This is a genomic window from Marinitoga sp. 1154, assembly GCF_013363285.1.
In the GTDB taxonomy this organism is placed as follows: Bacteria; Thermotogota; Thermotogae; order Petrotogales; family Petrotogaceae; genus Marinitoga.
Map to the genome: position 1 here is coordinate 35,891 of NZ_LBFB01000011.1, position 19,077 is coordinate 54,967.

Here is a 19,077-nt window from a genome sequence, read left to right on the forward strand (position 1 = left end):
ACCTACAAATTTCTTAATTCATCTAATAGTCTAGTTTTATCTTTTGTTTTTTCATCAACTTTTTTTATAACTCTTGCTGGAATTCCTGCAACTACTGTATACGGATCCACATTTTTTGTTACTACAGATCCAGCTGCAACAACACTTCCTTTCCCTACTTTAACACCCTCCAATATAACTGCATTGGCACCTATTAAGACATTATCTTCAATAATTACAGGGTCTGCACTTGGTGGTTCTATAACACCAGCAATAATGGAACCTGCTCCTATATGGCAATTATTACCAATTTGTGCTCTTCCTCCTATAACAACATTCATATCTATCATCGTTTTTTTTCCTATTTTTGCTCCTATATTTATTACTGCACCCATCATAATTACAGCATTATCTCCTATCTCAACTAGATCACGTATTACTGCACCAGGTTCTATTCTTGCATTGATTTTTTTTAAATCTAATAAAGGTATTGCCGAATTTCTTCTATCCATTTCTATTCTATACTTTTCAATTATATTTTTATTGCTATTTAAAAATTTTTCAAATTCTTCTAATTCACAAAATAATATACCTACTTTTTCGTTCCCATAATATTCTTCAAATGGTATATCTTTTAAATTTCCACGCAGATATACCTTTATAGGTGTTGATTTTTTAGATCTGGCAATATATTCAATTATTTCATAAGAATTCATATTAATCCTCCTTCATAGTAAGTTCAAAGATATCCTGAAATGTATAAAAACCAGCTACAACTTTCAAAGAAAATTCAGCAGCCTTTAAAACTCCTGCAGCAAATGTTCTTCTTGATAATGCTCTATGTGAAATTGTAATAACTTCACCTAAGTTTCCAAAATATATTGAATGATCACCAGAAACATTTCCCAATCGTAGAGAAGATATATTAACCTCTTTATTCAACACTTCCTTAATCATTTTAGCTGTTCCAGAAGGTTTATCTTTTTTAAATCTATGATGTACTTCAAAAATTTCAATATCGGCATCATCTAATAACTTATCAACTAATTTTACTAACTTTAGTAATACCTGAATGCCAATAGAAAAATTATAGCTCTGAATTATTGGTATTTCATGTGATAAGGTTTTTAATTCATTTATCTGTTCATTACTTAAACCAGTAGTTCCTATTATTAAAGGACATTTGAATTTTTTTGTGTATTCTATTACCTTATTAAAAACTTCAGGTAAGGAAAAATCTATTAATATATCAGGATTTTCTATAAAATTCTCTCCATTCTTATCATACGAAAATACCAATTTATGCCCTTTTTCAGAAAAAAGATTATAAATTTCGTTTCCCATCCTTCCATTTCTTCCAATTATTCCATATTTCATAATATGCTCAACTCCTCAAACAATTTATCAATTAATATTTTTCCATTTTCACTAAGTTCTACCAAAGGCAATCGTACAATATTTTTACAGTATCCAAGTTTAGAAACAGCATATTTTACAGGTATTGGATTTACTTCAACAAATAGTTTTCTCATTAAAATATTATATTTATTATTAATTTCCTGAGCTTTTTTAAAATTCCCATTTAATATTGCATCAGTTAATTCTTTCATTTGTTTTGGCAAAACATTTGAGAAAACTGATATTACGCCATTTCCACCTAATGCCATTAAAGGTAATGCTTGATCGTCATTTCCTGAATAAACTAACATCTCATTGGGTTTATTTGATATTAATTCTGCTATTTGTGAAATGTTTCCGCTTGCTTCTTTTATACCAATAACATTTTTATTTTTATCGAAAATCTCAATAGCAGTATCAGGTAAAATATTTCCTCCTGTTCTTGATGGAACATTGTATAAGATTATAGGTAATTCAGTTCTTTCAGCAATATAGGTAAAGTATTTGACTAAACCTTTTTGAGTTGATTTATTATAATAAGGACTTACTATAAGCAATCCATCAGCGCCATTCTTTTCCGCAAGTTTATTGTTATTCAATACATGCTCTGGATTATTGGATCCAGTTCCTACAATAACAGGTATCTTTTTATTTACAATCTCAACTACTTTTGAAACTATTTTTTCTCGTTCTTTTTCATTTATTGTTGGAGCTTCTCCAGTTGTTCCTAAAACTATTAATGCATCAACAAATTCTAATTGGAAATTCACAAATTCTTCTAATGCATTATAATCAACTTCAAAGTTTTCATTAAACGGAGTAATAATAGCAGTGCCAACACCATTAAACATAAATATCCCCTCCTTGACGAATCTTCTGATTCGCTTAAAATATTATTGTTGAAAAATAATCATCCAATGTTTCAGCTCTTCTAATCATTTTAAATTTTTCACCATCATAAACAAATTCAGCAGATTTTAATTTTCCATTATAATTGAATCCCATCGAATGTCCATGAGCTCCGACATCGTGGATTATTAAAATATCTTCCTCTTCGATTTTAGGTAATTTTCTATTAATGGCAAATTTATCGTTATTTTCGCATAATGACCCAACAACATCATATGTTTCATATTCTCCAGATTTATTTAATACCGTAATATGATGATATGCTCCATAAATAGCTGGTCTCATTAAATTTGCCATATTCGCATCAACCCCAACGTACATTTTATAACTACTTTTGATATGTAATACTTTTGTTATTAAATAACCATGTGGTCCTGTAATATATCTTCCATTTTCTGTGTATAATTTTGGTTTAAAATCATTAAAATAATAATTGTATAGATCTTTTATATTTTTACTCAGTAAATTAATATCCAACTCTTTTTCTTCAGGCTTGTAAGGGATACCAAAGCCGCCCCCTATATCTATAAACTCAAATTCTATATTTAATTTTTCTGAAATATTTTTGACTGCTTCAAAAATGATTTGAGTATTTCTGGTAATAATATCTGTACTTAATGTATTGGAAACAAGCATAGCATGAAATCCAACTCTTTTTATACCAGAATCTATCATAATCTTATAACCTTCTAAAACCTTTTTATAAGGCATACCAAATTTTGAATTCTTTGGATTACCTATAACTTCAGTACCATATGCGTTTTTAGGAGTATATCTTATTGAAGCTATATCTGGTTTGCCTATTTTATTTAAAAATTTTTTTATATGATCTGTATCGTCAAAATTAATTATAGCCCCTAAATCATATGCTTTTTTATATTCCTCAATAGGTGTATTGTTTGATGTAAAAAGTATGTCTTCTCCATTAATTCCTGATTTTTCCGATAAGATAAGTTCAGCCATAGAGCTACAATCAGTTCCAGCCCCATTTTCTCCTAAAATTCTTAATATGTAGGGCGTAGGTGTTGCTTTTACAGCAAAATATTCTTTAAAGTCACACCAATTAAATGAATTTTGTAATTTTTTTAAAGAATTCAAAATTCCTCTTTCATCATAAACATAAAATGGTGTTGGAAAATTTTTTAGTAAATAATTAATATCAAATGGGATTTTTTTCATATTATCATCCATTCAACTCATAATGTTTTAATAATATCCTCACAGCATTTGTAGCGGCACCAACTCTAACATTATCAGCTACAATCCATAACAGAAAAGTATCTTCTTCAATTTGTCTTAATCTGGAAACATAAGTAATATTACTTCCAGCTACATTTAAAGGGGTTATTAATTCTTCGGTATATACAACATTTTCTACATTTGATATAAGTTTTTTTAATTCTTTTACTGAACTTTTTCCATTTATTTTAAATGCTACGCTTTCGGAATGTCCGTATAAAACAGGAACTCTTACTGCTGTTGGATATATTTTTATTTTATTATTATTAAAAATTTTTCTTGTTTCATTCACCATTTTCATTTCTTCTTCTGTAAAACCATTTTGCATTATATTTCCTATCAATGGAATTACATTGTGGTGTATTAAATCGGGAAAATAGTTAATGTTATTATTCCCATTTTCTTGATCCAAAAGTTCTTTCATTCCTTTATTTCCAGCACCAGAAACTGCCTGATACGTACTTACAAATATTTCAGAAATACCAATTTCTTTTTGTATATTTGATAAAGCTAAAACCATTTGAATCGTAGAACAATTTGGATTTGCTATAATTCCTTTATAATTTTTTATAATATCCCCATTAATTTCAGGAACAATTAATGGTATATCTTTTTCCATTCTAAATGCTGATGAATTATCTATAACAGTATTCCCATTTTTACTAGCTATAATAGCAAATTTTTTTGAAATCGTGCTCCCTGCAGAAAAAAGTAGATAATCATAATGTTCTTTCATTTTTTCTTCAGTTAATTCTTCAACAAAATAATTTTTATTTTTGAATTTTATTTCTTTTCCTTGTGATTTTTTTGATGCAAACAATCTTAACTCTGTAATATCCAAATCAAACTCCTCTAAAACCTTTATCATTGTTCTACCAACTTCTCCAGTAGCACCAACAATTCCAATTTTCACATTATCCCTCCTAATAAAAATGGCCTTCCACAACGGAAGGCCAAATTGAAATAATATTATCAATAAATATTATCCCAAACGGCTCTCCGCATGTTTTTCATGCGACAGTTGCATAGGTATTCCCTATACAACCAGGCATGTAAGACGGGTATATCTTACATCCTTCGGCAACCTCGCCTTTCATCTACCCCAAGCCTACCCAAGCGATAGGTAGATTACTCTTCTCGGTTGCGCCTCCGTTTGTTCGTTTTACATATTAACTTTTGCAGTAGTTTAACAAATTAAAATTAATAAAAAATTACGATAATATTACATTTCGAACAACGAAATTCACTTAAAAATTTTTCAGAATTCACTTTGTTATTTAATTTTTCCTATTTTTACTTTTATTTTTTTCATTCTTAAGCGTTCAATGAATCTTATAATAGGGCATCGCATTTTCCATTTTTGAAAAAAACTCATAACAAATACCTCCAAAGATTTCTTATATTATATCATAAAATATAACAAAATGTAAATAGTAATAAAAAAACAGAGCACATCGCTCTGTTTTATGGCGGAGAGGGTGGGATTTGAACCCACGGACGGGTTTTGCCCGTCACACGCTCTCCAGGCGTGCGCCTTCGACCGCTCGGCCACCTCTCCAAATTTATTAACTTTCCAAGATATTTTATCATATCTTTGAGTTTTAGTCAACTACTGTAGATAAATAAATTTGAAACTTATTATTAATTTTTGCATTAATAATATAATTTTTAGGCCGTCTAAAAAGTCTCAAATGAAACGAAGACTCGAAGATTGCCCTTAAAATTGTGAATGAAAGCCGTCAAAATTACATGGAAGTAATTTTGAGCGAAACAATACACGATGTATTGTTTGAGCGACGGCTGAGAATGAATAATTTTAAGGATTAGCAATCAAGCTGTCTGAGTGAATTTGACTTTTTAGACAGTCTTATAATTTTCATAGTTTTATTTTTCTGAATTCAATTTTTCATAACAATCTCTACAAACTGCTATATATTTTTCAAATCCACCTACATCTATCTCAGAACCATTACCAACAATTTTAAATGAGATTGTTCCATTATATTCACCACATTCATGGCAAACAGCTTTTTTCTTAATTATTTCATCGGCATAAGCGGAAAGTAGAATTGTTGTTTTAAATGGATTATTTTTATAGGTTAAATCCAATCCGGAGCAATATACATTTATTCCTTTTTTAATCAAATCAAGAATAACGTCTTTCAATTCTTCATCAAAGAATTGAACTTCATCTACAAAAACAGCTTTTTCATCATAATCCAAGTGTTCATACATCTCTTTCGAGTGTTTTATTGGTATAGCTTTAATTTTTGTTCCTGTATGAGAAACAACGTATTCAGAAGAATATCTATCATCTATAATAGGTTTAAATACTTTTATTTTTTTTCTACCCAATGTATAAATCTCAACAAAAGATATAAGTTCTGACGTTTTTCCAGAATACATAGGACCTACAATTAATATAAATTTTCCAGACATTTCTATTCCTCCTCTGAATATCTTTTTTCTCTTAGATTTTTTAGGTATAAAAAATCTAAGCGTAAAATGAAGCCGGTCAATTTTGCACGGATGCAAAATACCGAACATGGATGTGAGTCTGATACGACCGGCGAGAATGAGCTATTTTTGAGGATTAACAATCAAGGTTTGAGCGACTTTACTTTTTGGACATCGTATATCTTTTATAAATAACTATATGGAAAAAAATTAATAATATTATGGATATAAAATATAAAAATATATAAGAATTATCTTTTAATGTAATATATGGTATATATCTATTTATATATTGCAAAAGACTCTTTATAATGGATATGTAATAATTTACAAAATTGGATACAAAATCTGGCAAATGTACAATTATATACAATCCAGATAAAATCATTAGCGAATATATTATTGGTGTAAAAAAAACACTTAAAAATATTCCTACAAAAGAAAAACCTTTGAAAAACAAAATACTCCAAGGTAGCACAGCTAAAAATGCAGATAATGTGACTAAAAATGGATTATTTGTATATTCTATAATTATTAATATTGAAAGTGCTGCAAAATAACTCATTAAAAATCCTGCAGAAAAAAGCACATTAGGATTATACAATAAATTTATTACACCAATTAGACCAAGAATATTTTTTGAATTAACATTCCATCCTATTAATTTATTTAATTCAATTATAGAGAGCAAAAAAGTTGCCCTCATTGCTGAATCTGAAAATCCAGATGCTGATAAATATATAAATAATATTATTATAGTAATTAATCTTCTAATATTAATGGGAAAAAGTGTAAAAGAATATAGAAAATATAACAAGGAATAAATTATATAGACATGGAACCCTGATACAGCAAACAAATGCAGGAGTCCTGTATTTTTAAAGATTTCCGCATTTTTTCCTTTTAATCCACCAAAAACTACCGAAAAAAGTATTTCTCTATTATCATATTGAAAATTCCTGTATATCCTTTTTTTAAAAAAATTCCTTACAGAATATATACTTTTTTCTGAAGAGTTAGCCATATAAATTGGATCGAATTTACCATTAGTTTTTTTACCTACAATGTATATATTATTACCTATTTCAAAAGGATCAGTAGTAAATTTATTATACGAAAAATACAATTTTCCTTTTATACTTTTCCAAGAATCATCATAATAAACTTCATTAGTTTTTACTATATAATAGTTATTTGATTTATCAATAATTGTTCCTAAAATCCCTAGTTCTTTATTTGTCGGAATTGAATATGAAGTAATTGTTTTAATTAACACTAAAGACAATATTAGTATAAAAAATACTTTTGTTTTTAATGAGTAATTAAATAGAAAAAAGACTACAGCCATAAAAATTATGGCTGTAGTTATCATTTTCAATTTTACAAAAAGTATTAAAACAATTACACTAAAAAATAGATTTATAAAAAATGGCATTATGCTCCAAATTTTTCAAGTTTTCTTGCATTTGCCATTAACAATCCCATTAAATCAACAGCATAAATTGTTCCCATAGAACCTCTTGCTGCTTCAAATTCATCAAACGATTTTGATAATCCTGCTCTTGTATAAGGAGATTTAATCATAAAAGGAACTGGGTGCCAACTATGCCCGCTAATAGCTACAGGTGTAGAATGGTCGCCAGTAACAACTAATACATCAGGGTTTAATTCTAATAATTCAGGTAATGCTTCGTCTACCATTTCTATTACATGAACTTTTGCATCAAAATTCCCATCTTCACCATATGAATCTGTTTTCTTTATATGTATATAGAAAAAGTCATAGTCTTTCCAGTATTTTTTTAAAGTCTTAAACTCATCTGAAGGTGTTTCTCCGTCGACATTTAAAATATCCATTCCAACTAATTTTGCTAATCCTTTATACATAGGATATACAGCAATAGCAGCTGCTCTCATTTTATATACTTCTGGAAATTGCGGAATATTTGGATATTTAGAAAAACCTCTAATTAAAGCAAAATTTATCTTTGGTTCATCTTTTAAAACATCTCTAATTTTTTTCATTAATTTTGTAAATATTTCAGCAGTTTTTTTTGCATCTGGATGAGTTGCATGAGCCCATTTTATAGGCAATCCTTCCTTTTGCGGGTCAGCATCTTCAATTCTATCATCAAGACCTTCACCTGTTAATTTAACTACAAATCTATGTTCTTTCCCTGCATAAAATTGAATCTTAACCCCATCAATTTCTTTAATATTTTCTTTTAATTTTTCAACTATCTTTGCAGATTCTTCTGATTTTGGCCTTCCAGCTCTTCTATCAACTACAGTATCACCATCTATTGTAGCAAAATTTCCCCTTGCAACAACATCTTTTTCTCCAACCTCAACATCTATACCTAATGCTTCTAAAATTCCTCTTCCAATTTGGTATCTTATAGGATCATATCCAAAAATACCCAAATGTCCTGGTCCTGAACCTGGTGTAATTCCTGGTAAAACTGGTATTGTTTGACCTAAATCTGACTCTGTTGCAATTTTGTCTAAATTTGGTGTATTAGCTGCCTGTAAAGGTGTTTTTCCATTAACTACTGTATCTCCAATACCATCCATTACTAACATCACAATTTTTGAATTAGTTTTTGTAATTAGAGGTTGTAAAAATTCCTGTCTATCTACCATCATATAGTTCCCTCCCCAAGATTAATTTTCATTACAATTATAACATACTTTAATTCTAAGTATATAATATTTTAGTAAATTTTTAGATAATTAATCATTGACTATATACAATTATGATATAATTGAACTGTCAAATAATAATAAATGAAAAATAAGGAGTGATTGATTTGATAAAAGGTATTATTTTCGATTTGTATGGTACATTGATAAATGCCAATCATCTTTTTCTTCCAATAGCTGAAATTATTTCTAAAGAGATTAATATTCCCGCAATAGATTTAGAAAAAACAATCAGAAACGTATATAATAAGTATTTTAATTCATATCATTTAAAACCATTTAAACCCGAAAGAGAATATTACAATTTGATGTTTAAAGAATTAAAAAAGTTTTATAAATTAGAAAATTCAGAAGAATGGTATATTAACCAAATGTATAAAACCTTTATTGAATTAAAACCATATGATGATGTTGAATTTTTAAAAACAATAAAAAAGGCAAAAATAAAAATAGCAATACTATCTAATGCTGATGATGATTTTGTAATTCCTACATTGAAAAATAAACCTTTTCCTTTTGATTTTTTAATTACATCATATTCAGTTAAAATGTATAAACCTGATCCAAAAATTTTTGAATATACATTAAATAAAATGAATTTACAAAAAAATGAAGTAATTTTTGTTGGAGATAATTATAACGTTGATATAGTCGGCGGAAACAATTTTGGTATAAAATCAATACTAATAAAAAGATGGAACCAAAATATAACCTATTCTGATTCCATCTATACATTGAAAGAATTATATAAATATTTAAAATATTAAATTTACTTTGCGTGCAGCACCACTTCTAAATAATGTCCTGGTGCCAGCACCTTTTTTTACTAAATCAAATAATTTATCTGAATCTTCTATAAATGAACCAGACAAAATCTTTACAGGAAATACATTCTCAACCATTATAGTCGAAGGACCTGCAATAGCAACTCTTTCAGTATTTATATAATTTAATATATAATCGATTGTACCATTTACAATTGTCGTTCCCGTAATAATAACAGCTGTACATTTAGGCAACATTTCTATTATTGCCCAGTCAGGTAAAATCTGGTCATGTCTTCGCTGTCTGTCAAAAATAAGAACATCCCACACTTTTGGCCTTAAAGCATCAACAAACGGTGTAATTTCTCCAACAATTCCTACTATATCTTTTTTATTAAATTCCATCAATTTCAACGTATCGCCTTCAATAAATCTTTCTGGATTTTTATTAAAAATCGCATTTACCGCAGCATAAGATACAGATCTCAAAAGAGGATCTCCAGAAAACAAGCCTACTTTTAATAAATCTTTTACTTTCATACCAACTTCTGCTTTACTTTCAGGCATTCCATCTAACCCCATACATTTGTAAAATTCTTCACATTTTCCGAGAGTGTCTTCTTTATTTGTAGCGACAAATCCTGTTCTACCATCACTTAATTTAACCGCAGTTTCTCCAATACCAATCACAAAATCTTCAATAATTTCATCATCAATGTTTTTCAAAGCCATATCATATAGTTTTTTTGCTATTGTCATTCTATCCCTCCATATTTTTATATTCTATATTATTATACTATTTTTAACATTATTATTCAAATATAATTTAAAAAAATCTGTAAGAAATAAATGGTAAAATAAAAAAAATAACTAAAATCAGGAGGTGTTTTTTATGAGAAGTATATTACAGGACTTTACACCAGAATTTTTGAAAATATTAAATAAAGACAAAATTTTTTGGTTTGATGGTTGGAGAGAATACAAACAGAATAAACCAAAAATTATAGGAGAATATGAAAAATTAGAAAATCTAAATAATAAAAAAATTAAAAAGTATCTTGGTGAAATTAAACGAAAAGATCTTGATATGTTCAAACAATACTGGGAGAATAACTTTTTGCAAATAAAAAAAGATATTGTTATGAAACTTTCAAGAAATTCTGAATATTTCCAACTTAAAAGAGGTGACTTTGTTGTCTATATAACAGGACTACTCGGACTAAAACCTCTTTATTATATTGAGACATACTATGGCACTGTAATATTAATAGATGCATTCTACCATTTTTTAAATAATATTGATATCAGAAAAACCGTTGAAAATGCAATATTAAAATTTATAAATGAAAATCCTGTCAATTCAAAAAAAGCTTTATTTGCCAAATTATTATCTCAAATAGAGAAATACATATATGACAATAACAATATAGATAAAGTAATGGAAAAAATTGTCAAAACTTTATATGAAAATGTTGATTATTATAATTGGGTTGGATTTTATTTAACTGATGATAAAGATAAAAATTTATTGATACTTGGTAGCTACTTAGGAGAACCTACTGAACATATTAAAATACCTTTTGGTAGCGGAATATGCGGTCAGGCAGCATCTACAAAAAATACATTTGTAGTTCAAGACGTAACAAAGGAAACAAATTATTTATCCTGTAGCGATAAAACAAAATCCGAAATTGTCGTTCCAATAATTGATAAAAACGGAAATGTTTTTGGAGAGCTGGATATAGACAGTCATAAATTAGAACCATTTACAGTAGAGGATACCCAATTTTTAGAAGAAATTATTAGTTTATTTGTTAAAAAATTTCTTTAATTTTATGAACTTTTTCTTTTTTAACCTATTCACAAAAATGAGAAAAAAAGCTTATTTAATAGACATATTTCTTAATGAAAGTAAAAAAATATTAAAATGGTTAAATTTAGGAATTTTCTAAAATACACTTTTATAGCATATTATGTTAATTAAATTCCTTTATTCACTAAGTTTCAAATCTCAACAAAGTTCATAAAATTTTTTCTTGATTATATATGTTAAATCTGATATCCTATATAATGCTAAACATTTTTTAAGATAAAATTTTTTCTATACATTCTTTTTAATTTTGGTCAGGGGGTAATTGATGTGACAAACGAAGAATTATTAGAAATGCTAAAATCCAAGATAAATCATGATACCTGGGAACAATGGTTTACCTCTGCCCAAATATTGGAAATACAGGATAAAAAAGTAATTATAGGAATAGGAAACCTGTTTGTTAAAGATTTTGTAGCAAGAAAGTATGGAGCTTTAGTTTCCAACACTTTATCTGATATTCTTTCAAGAAGAATATCAGCTGAATTTACATTTATCCCGGCTGATAAATCAACTAAGAAAAAATCTGGTCCATTAATAAAAAATAGACCGTTAAAACTCTCTGATTTTAATTCTGAATATACTTTTGATAATTTTGTTATAGGAGAGGCAAATCGTGTAGCTTATTATTCTGCTTTAGAGGTTGCCAATAATCCAGGAAAATACAATCCTCTGTTTATATACGGAGATGTTGCATTAGGAAAAACACATCTTTTACATGCAATTGGTAATCACTTAATGGAAACATCGCCTGACTTAAAAGTAATGTATGTAACAGCTGAAGAATTTATGAATGATTTAATGAAATCCTTAAGAGATGAAAAAATGGATGATTTTAGAGAGAGATATAGAAAAAAGATTGATATATTATTAATTGACGATGTCCAATTCTTAATTGGCAAAGATATGGCACAAGGTGAACTTTTTCATACTTTTAACACTCTTTTTAATCTTGGAAAACAAATAATTATCTGTTCTGATAGAACACCTGAAGAATTGGCGACATTTCATCCACGATTAATAAGCAGGTTTGAAATGGGGTTAGTTGTAAATGTTGATGAACCTGACAAAAAAACTAAACTAAAAATAGCTAAAAAAATGGCAGAGATGAGTTCAGTTTATTTAACAGATGATGTTGTTACATATTTAGTTGAAAATATAGACAATAACCTTAGAAGGTTGAGAGGATTAATTTTAAATCTATTTTTCCACAGTAAAGTTACAGGAGAAAAAGTAAATATTGAAACAGTGAAAAAATTATATAGTTCTTTAAAGGCTCATAAAAAAAGTATTCCTCAAACAAAAGAAACTTTAAAAGTTTTAAAGAAAAATCTTATTTTAGAAGCTGTTATCAAGGAATATAATTTAACTCGAGAAAAATTATTCAGTTCTACAAGAAAAAAGGAAATATCTGAAGCAAGACAAATTCTCGCATTTATGCTTAAGAATTATGGAAAAATGAAAGTAAAGGATATTTCAAGTTTTATAGGAAAAAATCATTCTACAATAAGTCAGTCAATAAAAAAGATTGAAAAGGAATTAACCAGCGGAAACCTAATATTAAAACGAAGGATAGATGAGATAAGAAAGATGTTTGAGGAAGCAGAAAAAATACAGGTTACAGAAAACGTAAGTTAATTAACGTAAGTTAATTAAAACCGGCATCTGTTATAACTAAAGATGCCGGTTTTTTATAATTTTTAGTATAAAATTTATAGATTATAGAATTTTTTACAACAATAAAACATACATTATTATATTAATGTGCTCCACTAACTGGAAGTTCATAAACGGGATAAGTTAATGAATAACCTGCTAATCTTCCTATTATCCTTGGAATTTCAGTATTATCATAAAAACCATTAAAGTTTTCTGCTCCAGCTCCAAAGGCATACACCGGAATAGGTGCCCCTGTATGATCAAAAGTAGTCCAACCTATATGTGCTTTTCTACTAACAACTCTTCCAATAGCATTTGAAAATGCATAATATGAACCAGCCTGTTCTTTTATTAATCTATCGAAATATTCCATATCATCATCTGTTAATTCAATACCATAGTATTTTTTTACTAATTCTCTAACTTTATTTTTGTCTCCTTTAGCCTCTTTGGAAATGAAATCTGTATTTTTTGTAAATTTTCTTACCATTTCAACGTCAAAATAATATCCACCTGTTGAAAGTCCCAATCCACCAGTTTCATGATCAGCAGTAATAACAACTAAAGTATCCGGATTATTTTTAACAAATTCCATAACTACATCAAAAGCTTTTTCAAATTCTAAAATTTCTTTCCAAACGCCATATGGATCATTTCCATGTCCTTCCCAATCTATTTGAGAACCCTCAACCATCAAAAAGAACGGATTCCCATCTTTTGATAAAATTTCTAAAGCTTTTTTAGTCATATCAGCTAACATAGGTTCTTTAACTCTATCTGAAGCAGCTGGAAGATGACTATAGTTAAATAAACCTAATACTTTATTTCCATCATAATTTAACAACTCTTCTTTTGTAGTTATATAATCAAATCCTTTTTCCTTTGCTATTTTTATTAAATCTTTTCCGTCCTTTCTTTTTCCTCCATTAGCTACAAAATGTCTCCATCCACCACCAAAAGCCAATGTGATTGGACTATTAACTAATTGCTCTGCAAGGGTATTTTCATCTTTTCTTGTTGTGACATGTCCATATACTGCTCCTGGAGTTGCATGGGTAATTCTTGATGTTGATATAACCCCAACTTTTACACCTTTTTTAGCAGCTATTTCAGCAATTGATGGTACAATTGTGCCATCTGGTAGCATTCCAATCATTCCATTATTTGTTTTAAATCCAGAGAATAACGCTGTTCCTGCAGCTGCTGAATCTGTTACATTACTATTTGCAGAAAATGTCGTAACCAATCCAAGATTTTGCGTTTTCAAAAAATTAATTAATCTTCCTTCAAGATAACTCGCTAACATAACCTGATTTAATCCCATTCCATCGCCAACCATATAAATAACATTTTTCACTGCAGAAAAAGTGAAAATAGCAACAATCAAAAAAAGTATCAAAAACATCCTTTTCATAAAAAACACCCCCTATTTAGATTTTTGGTTTTTATATTATAACATATTTTACAATCTTATGAAAATTCATAAACGAAACATTTCCTGATATTTTTAATCATATTTAAATTTAATTAGATATAATCAACTTTTTTAAACACTTTACATTAGAATTTGGTTCAATTTATTCAACATAAGAAAAATTTCATTTTTTCATTTTTATTCCTTTTTCTTTTTATTAACATAAAAACACTTTTCATTAATATTAATAGATTAGAATAGTATATAGTGAGTTTCCAATAAATAGAACAAAAAGAATTATGGGATGGTGAAAGTATGAAATTACAAAAAATTACAGAAAATGTATATTATATCAATGATACTACAAATATTGGAGTTATAAGAGTTAATAAAGAAAACGATGTATTAATAGTTGACTCTGGAAGTGATGATTCAAAAGGAAGAAGAATAATAAAAATTTTGAAAGAAAATGGCTTTAATCTAAAATATATTATTAATACTCATATTCATGCGGATCATATTGGAGGAAATCATTATATTCAGAAGCATATACCAGAAGTAAAAATATTTTCAACAAGAGCTGAGATAAGTATGATAGAAAATCCTATATATATGCCCTATTTTCTATATTCGGGAGCATATCCTATTAAAGAACTCAGAAATAAATTTTTATTAGCTAAACCTTCAAAGGTTACTAATATTATTGATGAACTTCTTTCAAATATTATTATAGAAAATAATAAAATTTCTTTATTACCTCTTGATGGACACACAGAATTCCAAAAAGGTATTGCTTTTGAAAATGTACTTTTTTGTGGAGATGCTTTAATTTCTGAAGAATTATTAGAAAAACACAAGATACCTGTTAATGTAAATATAAAAAATGCTAAGCAAACTCTCTTAAATTTGCAGAATATGAATTATGATTATTATATTCCATCTCATGGCACTTTACTTAATAACATTTCCACTTTAGCAAAGGAAAATTATAAAAGAATTGAAGAAATAGAAGAAAAGATACTGAATTTTTTAAATACGGAAAAAAGTACTGAAAAAATTATATCTTATATGTTATATTCTTACGGATTAAATATAAACAATGCTACTCTATACTATTTATATAATACAACAATTATGGGTTTTTTAAGTTATTTAAAAGAAGAAAAAAAGATAACAAATATTATAAAAAATAATACTGTTTATTGGAAGATGCTATAAAAATATATAAGAGCTGTTTTTAACAGCTCTTATATATCTTCTATATTATCAATAATATAATAAACACTGTCAAAATAAATATAGATTTTCCCATCTCTTGATGCATAATACGATACGTTATTCTTATCAGCAAAAATTACAATATCGTTTGAAATAGAGTCTGCTTTTTTCATTTTTTTCATTTTTTTCAATTTTAAATCTTCAATATTTTTTTGAAAAACAAAATTAAACTTTTTTCTTATTTCTTCCATATTCCCATCCCCTTTATTTTTACCTCCTTTTTAATATTTTTTACTAAATATTTTTTATAGTAATTTATAAAATTACCACAACAATTATATCATATTTTTTGTTAAATATAAAATTAAATTATTTTGTAACATTACTTTTTATAGCTTTAATAATCAGAAAATTTGGTTTTTTCATAAGTTTTTTATAATTTTTCTCATCCATTTTTAAAAAATCTTTTGTTGGTTTTGGCTCATACATATTTACAACAAAAAAATTATTATTATATAATGCATCAAAAATTGTATCAAATGATCTATGATAAAAATAAACAGGAACTTTATTTATTAAATCTTCCAATAGAATTTCCTCAAAATAATTCTCTAAAGAAAAATATAAATATGTCATAATTGGATGATTAATTGAAAATATAAGTATTCCATTTTCTTTCAAAACTCTTTTAAATTCGCTTAATGTAAAATTTAAATCTTTAACATAATGCAAGGTTAGAGAAGAAATAATCATATCGAAATAATTATTATTAAAAGGTAATTTGGTATTCAAATCTAATTCAAGTACATGTGCTTTATTTCCCACTTTTCTTTTTGTGGCTTCTACCATTTTTTTTGAAAAATCTATTGCTACTACTTCTTTAGCATTATTATCAATCAACCATTTAGTATAATAACCAGCTCCACAACCAGCATCTAAAACTCTTAAATTTTTAATTTTTCCTATAGCTTTTATCATTGCAGGACGTTCATAATATGCATTAAATGTTTTTGTATCAACATCAAATTCATAATGTTTGGATAATATATCGTATGATTTTTTTAATTTTTCATGTATTTTCATTACACACACTCCTATTCTAAATATATAATATAGGGTGTCCAATTAGTAAAGCAAGCGAAAACTCGCAGATTGTCCGAAAAAATAGCGAATGAAGCCGGTCAATTTTGCACGGATGCAAAATTGAGTGAAGCCGAACACGGATGTGAGTCTGATACGACCGGCAAGAATGAGCTATTTTTGAGGATTAACAATCAAGGTTTGAGCGACTTTACTTTTTGGACATCGTATATAATATTATATAACAAAAAAGTCCATGTTATTTAACATGGACTTTAATAGTATTTTTTAATGTTATTGCATTTGTGGGACATATCTTCTGGCATTCAAAACACATCAAACATTCACTGGATAGTATTTTTCTTTTTTTATTATCAAGTGTAATTATAGTATTAGTAGGACATACTTTTTGACACATTCCACAACCTATACATTTATTTTCATCAATATTCAATCTTTTTAATGATTTTTTCGAAGCAATACTCAGCATCGAGCCATATGGGCAAAGATGTTTATGCCATAATTCTTCTTCAAAAAAGAGAGTTATCAGTGTAGCTAATCCTATGACATATAACAAAATATTTAATTTAATCTTTAGTATTTTAGTAATAATAAATAGTAGTATAAATGAAAATAAAAATATGAATCTAATTATTTTTGACTTTAAAAAAGACGGTGTTCGTAATCTATCAATTTTCATTTTTCTATAAACAAAATTTATAGGTTTAAATATAGTATTTATAGGACATATCCAACCACAATATAATCTACCAAATAGCGGAGATAATAAAAGACCTGCAAGAAAAATAAAAATCCATTTTATTAATACCTGATTTTTCAATAATATTAAAAATATTATGAAAAATATTATTTCAGAAATATACATTATAAACCTTATTATATTATTTTTATTTTTCATAATCATCCTCCTCTTATGATCTTTCAATAATTTAATTATATTACCAGATTTTCAAAATTTTCGTGTCTAAAATCACAAGTATATAAAAAATTATTTATATGGTATAATATAATATATACTAAAATTTTCACTTAAAATTAAACTTTTTTTTTCTTAATATATAGTATAATTATATAAAGAATAAAATTAAAATAATTTCAAATCAGGAGGGATTAATATGGATAATATTTTGAATATTACAGATTCCATTTTTTACGTTGGATTAAATGATAGAGATACTCATTTATTTGAAAACATGTGGCCTTTACCAAAAGGTGTTACTTATAACTCATATATTATAAAAGATGAAAAAAATGTTTTATTTGATACTGTAAAAGCTACAAAAACGCATTTGTTTATTGAAAAAATTAATAATATTCTAGAAGGTAAAAAGTTAGATTATTTGGTTATCAATCATATGGAACCAGACCACTCAGGTTCTATCTCCGATATTTTAAGAGCATATCCAGATATAAAAATTGTTGGTAATAAAAAAACTTTTGAATTTTTAAAAGCTTTATATGGTATTGAATCAAATTTATATGAAGTTAAAGATGGTGATGAAATAAATCTTGGAAAGCATAAATTAAAATTTTATATGACTCCAATGGTTCACTGGCCAGAAACCATGATGACATATGAAGAAACAGAAAAGATTTTATTCGCAGGTGATGCATTTGGTGGTTTTGGCACATTAGATGGTGGCGTTTTTGATGATGAGGTTGATATAGAGTATTATGAAAATGAAATAAGAAGATATTATTCTAATATAGTTGGAAAATTTGGCCCTATGGTTCAAAGAGCTATGAAAAAGTTATCAGGATTAGATGTAAAGATTATCGCTTCTACTCACGGCCCTGTATGGAGAACAAATCCAGGAAGAATTATATCTTTATATGATAAATGGAGCAAATACGAGACAGAAGAAGGTGTGGTTATTGCATATGGATCGATGTATGGAAATACAGAAAAAATGGCTGATTATATAGCTAGATGTTTATCTGATGAAGGTATTAAAAATATTAGGATAATGAATTCTTCTGAAGTACATGAATCATTTATAATCAATGAAATATGGAGATTTAAAGGTGTTTTATTTGGAACTAATACATATAATAATGGTATTTTTCCAAGAATGGAAAACTTATTAATTAATTTAGAACATAAGGGCATTAAAAATAGGGTATTTGGAGTGTTTGGTACATACGGTTGGAGTGGTGGTGGAGTAAAAGGTATAGTTGAATATATAAAGAAAAACAAATGGGAAATGGTATGCGATCCTGTCGAAGTACAATTCTCTGCACATAAGGAACATTATGAAAAATTAAGAAATCTAGCCAAAGAAATGGCCAAAAGAGTCAAAGAAAATTAAACTCAAAAAATTAAGCCTCGCAATAAGCGAGGCTTTTTTTATAAACTATATATATCA

At 27.3% G+C, this 19,077-nt stretch carries 18 protein-coding genes, 1 tRNA gene and 1 riboswitch; of the genes, 5 read left to right on the forward strand and 14 right to left on the reverse strand.

From position 1 onward, the window contains the following. Positions 1-2 precede the first annotated feature (2 nt). The 9 genes from dapD to XO12_RS06570 all read right to left on the reverse strand — a co-directional run bounded on the left by dapD (position 3) and on the right by XO12_RS06570 (position 8,625). Positions 3-695, reverse strand: a complete 693-nt coding sequence (dapD, locus tag XO12_RS06530) for a 2,3,4,5-tetrahydropyridine-2,6-dicarboxylate N-acetyltransferase (protein WP_047265485.1) — start codon at positions 693-695, stop codon at positions 3-5. 1 nt (position 696) lies between these two features. Further along, positions 697-1,356, reverse strand: a complete 660-nt coding sequence (locus XO12_RS06535) for a 4-hydroxy-tetrahydrodipicolinate reductase (protein WP_047265484.1) — start codon at positions 1,354-1,356, stop codon at positions 697-699. Next, positions 1,353-2,228: a 4-hydroxy-tetrahydrodipicolinate synthase gene (gene dapA / locus XO12_RS06540; protein WP_175419948.1), complete on the reverse strand. Its 876-nt coding sequence runs from the start codon at positions 2,226-2,228 to the stop codon at positions 1,353-1,355. Before dapA ends, XO12_RS06535 begins: the two co-directional genes overlap by 4 nt. A gap of 34 nt (positions 2,229-2,262) precedes the next feature. Further along, positions 2,263-3,465, reverse strand: a complete 1,203-nt coding sequence (locus tag XO12_RS06545) for a diaminopimelate decarboxylase (protein WP_047265518.1) — start codon at positions 3,463-3,465, stop codon at positions 2,263-2,265. 4 nt (positions 3,466-3,469) lie between these two features. Beyond that, a complete protein-coding gene (locus XO12_RS06550; protein ID WP_047265482.1) occupies positions 3,470-4,438 on the reverse strand; it encodes an aspartate-semialdehyde dehydrogenase in 969 nt (322 codons plus the stop codon). Positions 4,439-4,509: 71 nt separating this feature from the next. Continuing rightward, positions 4,510-4,685: riboswitch (Lysine riboswitch) on the reverse strand. A 307-nt stretch (positions 4,686-4,992) separates the two neighbouring features. Then, a tRNA-Ser gene (locus XO12_RS06555) sits at positions 4,993-5,083 on the reverse strand. A 326-nt stretch (positions 5,084-5,409) separates the two neighbouring features. Then, entirely contained in the window at positions 5,410-5,964 is a 555-nt protein-coding gene (locus XO12_RS06560; RefSeq protein ID WP_047265481.1) for a thymidine kinase, read from the reverse strand. A 178-nt stretch (positions 5,965-6,142) separates the two neighbouring features. Beyond that, positions 6,143-7,417, reverse strand: a complete 1,275-nt coding sequence (locus tag XO12_RS06565) for a ComEC/Rec2 family competence protein (RefSeq protein ID WP_047265480.1) — start codon at positions 7,415-7,417, stop codon at positions 6,143-6,145. Further along, a complete protein-coding gene (locus XO12_RS06570; protein WP_175419967.1) occupies positions 7,417-8,625 on the reverse strand; it encodes a 2,3-bisphosphoglycerate-independent phosphoglycerate mutase in 1,209 nt (402 codons plus the stop codon). Before XO12_RS06570 ends, XO12_RS06565 begins: the two co-directional genes overlap by 1 nt. A 167-nt stretch (positions 8,626-8,792) precedes the next feature. On the opposite strand from XO12_RS06570, the gene XO12_RS06575 reads away from it, so the two are divergent. After that, positions 8,793-9,452 (forward strand): HAD family hydrolase, encoded by a 660-nt coding sequence (locus XO12_RS06575; protein WP_175419949.1) that lies wholly within the window; start codon positions 8,793-8,795, stop codon positions 9,450-9,452. Here XO12_RS06575 and XO12_RS06580 read toward each other — a convergent pair. Next, complete coding sequence (locus XO12_RS06580) at positions 9,441-10,208, reverse strand: DUF364 domain-containing protein (RefSeq protein WP_175419950.1); 768 nt, start codon at positions 10,206-10,208, stop codon at positions 9,441-9,443. The genes XO12_RS06575 and XO12_RS06580 overlap by 12 nt on opposite strands. Before the next feature lie 133 nt (positions 10,209-10,341). Between XO12_RS06580 and XO12_RS11235 the strand changes: the two genes are divergently transcribed. Continuing rightward, entirely contained in the window at positions 10,342-11,280 is a 939-nt protein-coding gene (locus tag XO12_RS11235) for a GAF domain-containing protein (protein ID WP_217683661.1), read from the forward strand. Positions 11,281-11,589: 309 nt separating this feature from the next. After that, entirely contained in the window at positions 11,590-12,957 is a 1,368-nt protein-coding gene (gene dnaA, locus XO12_RS06590) for a chromosomal replication initiator protein DnaA (RefSeq protein WP_052913162.1), read from the forward strand. Between the two features lie 121 nt (positions 12,958-13,078). Here dnaA and XO12_RS06595 read toward each other — a convergent pair whose 3' ends face one another. Then, a complete protein-coding gene (locus XO12_RS06595) occupies positions 13,079-14,392 on the reverse strand; it encodes an alkaline phosphatase (RefSeq protein WP_175419951.1) in 1,314 nt (437 codons plus the stop codon). 315 nt (positions 14,393-14,707) lie between these two features. On the opposite strand from XO12_RS06595, the gene XO12_RS06600 reads away from it, so the two are divergent. Beyond that, complete coding sequence (locus XO12_RS06600) at positions 14,708-15,610, forward strand: MBL fold metallo-hydrolase (protein ID WP_175419952.1); 903 nt, start codon at positions 14,708-14,710, stop codon at positions 15,608-15,610. A gap of 29 nt (positions 15,611-15,639) precedes the next feature. On the opposite strand, the gene XO12_RS06605 is transcribed toward XO12_RS06600, so the two are convergent. The 3 genes from XO12_RS06605 to XO12_RS06615 all read right to left on the reverse strand — a co-directional run bounded on the left by XO12_RS06605 (position 15,640) and on the right by XO12_RS06615 (position 17,609). Further along, positions 15,640-15,861 (reverse strand): hypothetical protein, encoded by a 222-nt coding sequence (locus XO12_RS06605; protein WP_175419953.1) that lies wholly within the window; start codon positions 15,859-15,861, stop codon positions 15,640-15,642. A gap of 118 nt (positions 15,862-15,979) precedes the next feature. Further along, positions 15,980-16,693: a class I SAM-dependent methyltransferase gene (locus XO12_RS06610; RefSeq protein ID WP_175419954.1), complete on the reverse strand. Its 714-nt coding sequence runs from the start codon at positions 16,691-16,693 to the stop codon at positions 15,980-15,982. A gap of 256 nt (positions 16,694-16,949) precedes the next feature. Further along, positions 16,950-17,609 carry a 4Fe-4S dicluster domain-containing protein gene (locus XO12_RS06615; RefSeq protein WP_175419955.1) on the reverse strand — a complete coding sequence of 220 codons (660 nt, stop codon included), beginning with the start codon at positions 17,607-17,609 and terminating at the stop codon, positions 16,950-16,952. Positions 17,610-17,826: 217 nt separating this feature from the next. Here XO12_RS06615 and XO12_RS06620 point away from each other — a divergent pair, with 217 nt between their 5' ends. Next, entirely contained in the window at positions 17,827-19,020 is a 1,194-nt protein-coding gene (locus XO12_RS06620) for an FprA family A-type flavoprotein (RefSeq protein ID WP_047265471.1), read from the forward strand. Positions 19,021-19,077: the final 57 nt, after the last annotated feature.

Excerpts from the sequence above, each read along its gene's own strand:
- XO12_RS06580 (WP_175419950.1), bottom strand. The coding sequence starts at position 10,208 with ATGACAATAGCAAAAAAACTATATGATATGGCTTTGAAAAACATTGAT.
- XO12_RS06545 (WP_047265518.1), bottom strand. The coding sequence starts at position 3,465 with ATGAAAAAAATCCCATTTGATATTAATTATTTACTAAAAAATTTTCCA.
- XO12_RS06620 (WP_047265471.1), top strand. The coding sequence starts at position 17,827 with ATGGATAATATTTTGAATATTACAGATTCCATTTTTTACGTTGGATTA.
- XO12_RS06570 (WP_175419967.1), bottom strand. The coding sequence starts at position 8,625 with ATGGTAGATAGACAGGAATTTTTACAACCTCTAATTACAAAAACTAAT.
- XO12_RS06605 (WP_175419953.1), bottom strand. The coding sequence starts at position 15,861 with ATGGAAGAAATAAGAAAAAAGTTTAATTTTGTTTTTCAAAAAAATATT.
- dapD (WP_047265485.1), bottom strand. The coding sequence starts at position 695 with ATGAATTCTTATGAAATAATTGAATATATTGCCAGATCTAAAAAATCA.
- XO12_RS06535 (WP_047265484.1), bottom strand. The coding sequence starts at position 1,356 with ATGAAATATGGAATAATTGGAAGAAATGGAAGGATGGGAAACGAAATT.
- XO12_RS06595 (WP_175419951.1), bottom strand. The coding sequence starts at position 14,392 with ATGAAAAGGATGTTTTTGATACTTTTTTTGATTGTTGCTATTTTCACT.
- dapA (WP_175419948.1), bottom strand. The coding sequence starts at position 2,228 with ATGTTTAATGGTGTTGGCACTGCTATTATTACTCCGTTTAATGAAAAC.
- XO12_RS11235 (WP_217683661.1), top strand. The coding sequence starts at position 10,342 with ATGAGAAGTATATTACAGGACTTTACACCAGAATTTTTGAAAATATTA.
- XO12_RS06560 (WP_047265481.1), bottom strand. The coding sequence starts at position 5,964 with ATGTCTGGAAAATTTATATTAATTGTAGGTCCTATGTATTCTGGAAAA.
- XO12_RS06565 (WP_047265480.1), bottom strand. The coding sequence starts at position 7,417 with ATGCCATTTTTTATAAATCTATTTTTTAGTGTAATTGTTTTAATACTT.
- XO12_RS06610 (WP_175419954.1), bottom strand. The coding sequence starts at position 16,693 with ATGAAAATACATGAAAAATTAAAAAAATCATACGATATATTATCCAAA.
- XO12_RS06615 (WP_175419955.1), bottom strand. The coding sequence starts at position 17,609 with ATGAAAAATAAAAATAATATAATAAGGTTTATAATGTATATTTCTGAA.
- XO12_RS06600 (WP_175419952.1), top strand. The coding sequence starts at position 14,708 with ATGAAATTACAAAAAATTACAGAAAATGTATATTATATCAATGATACT.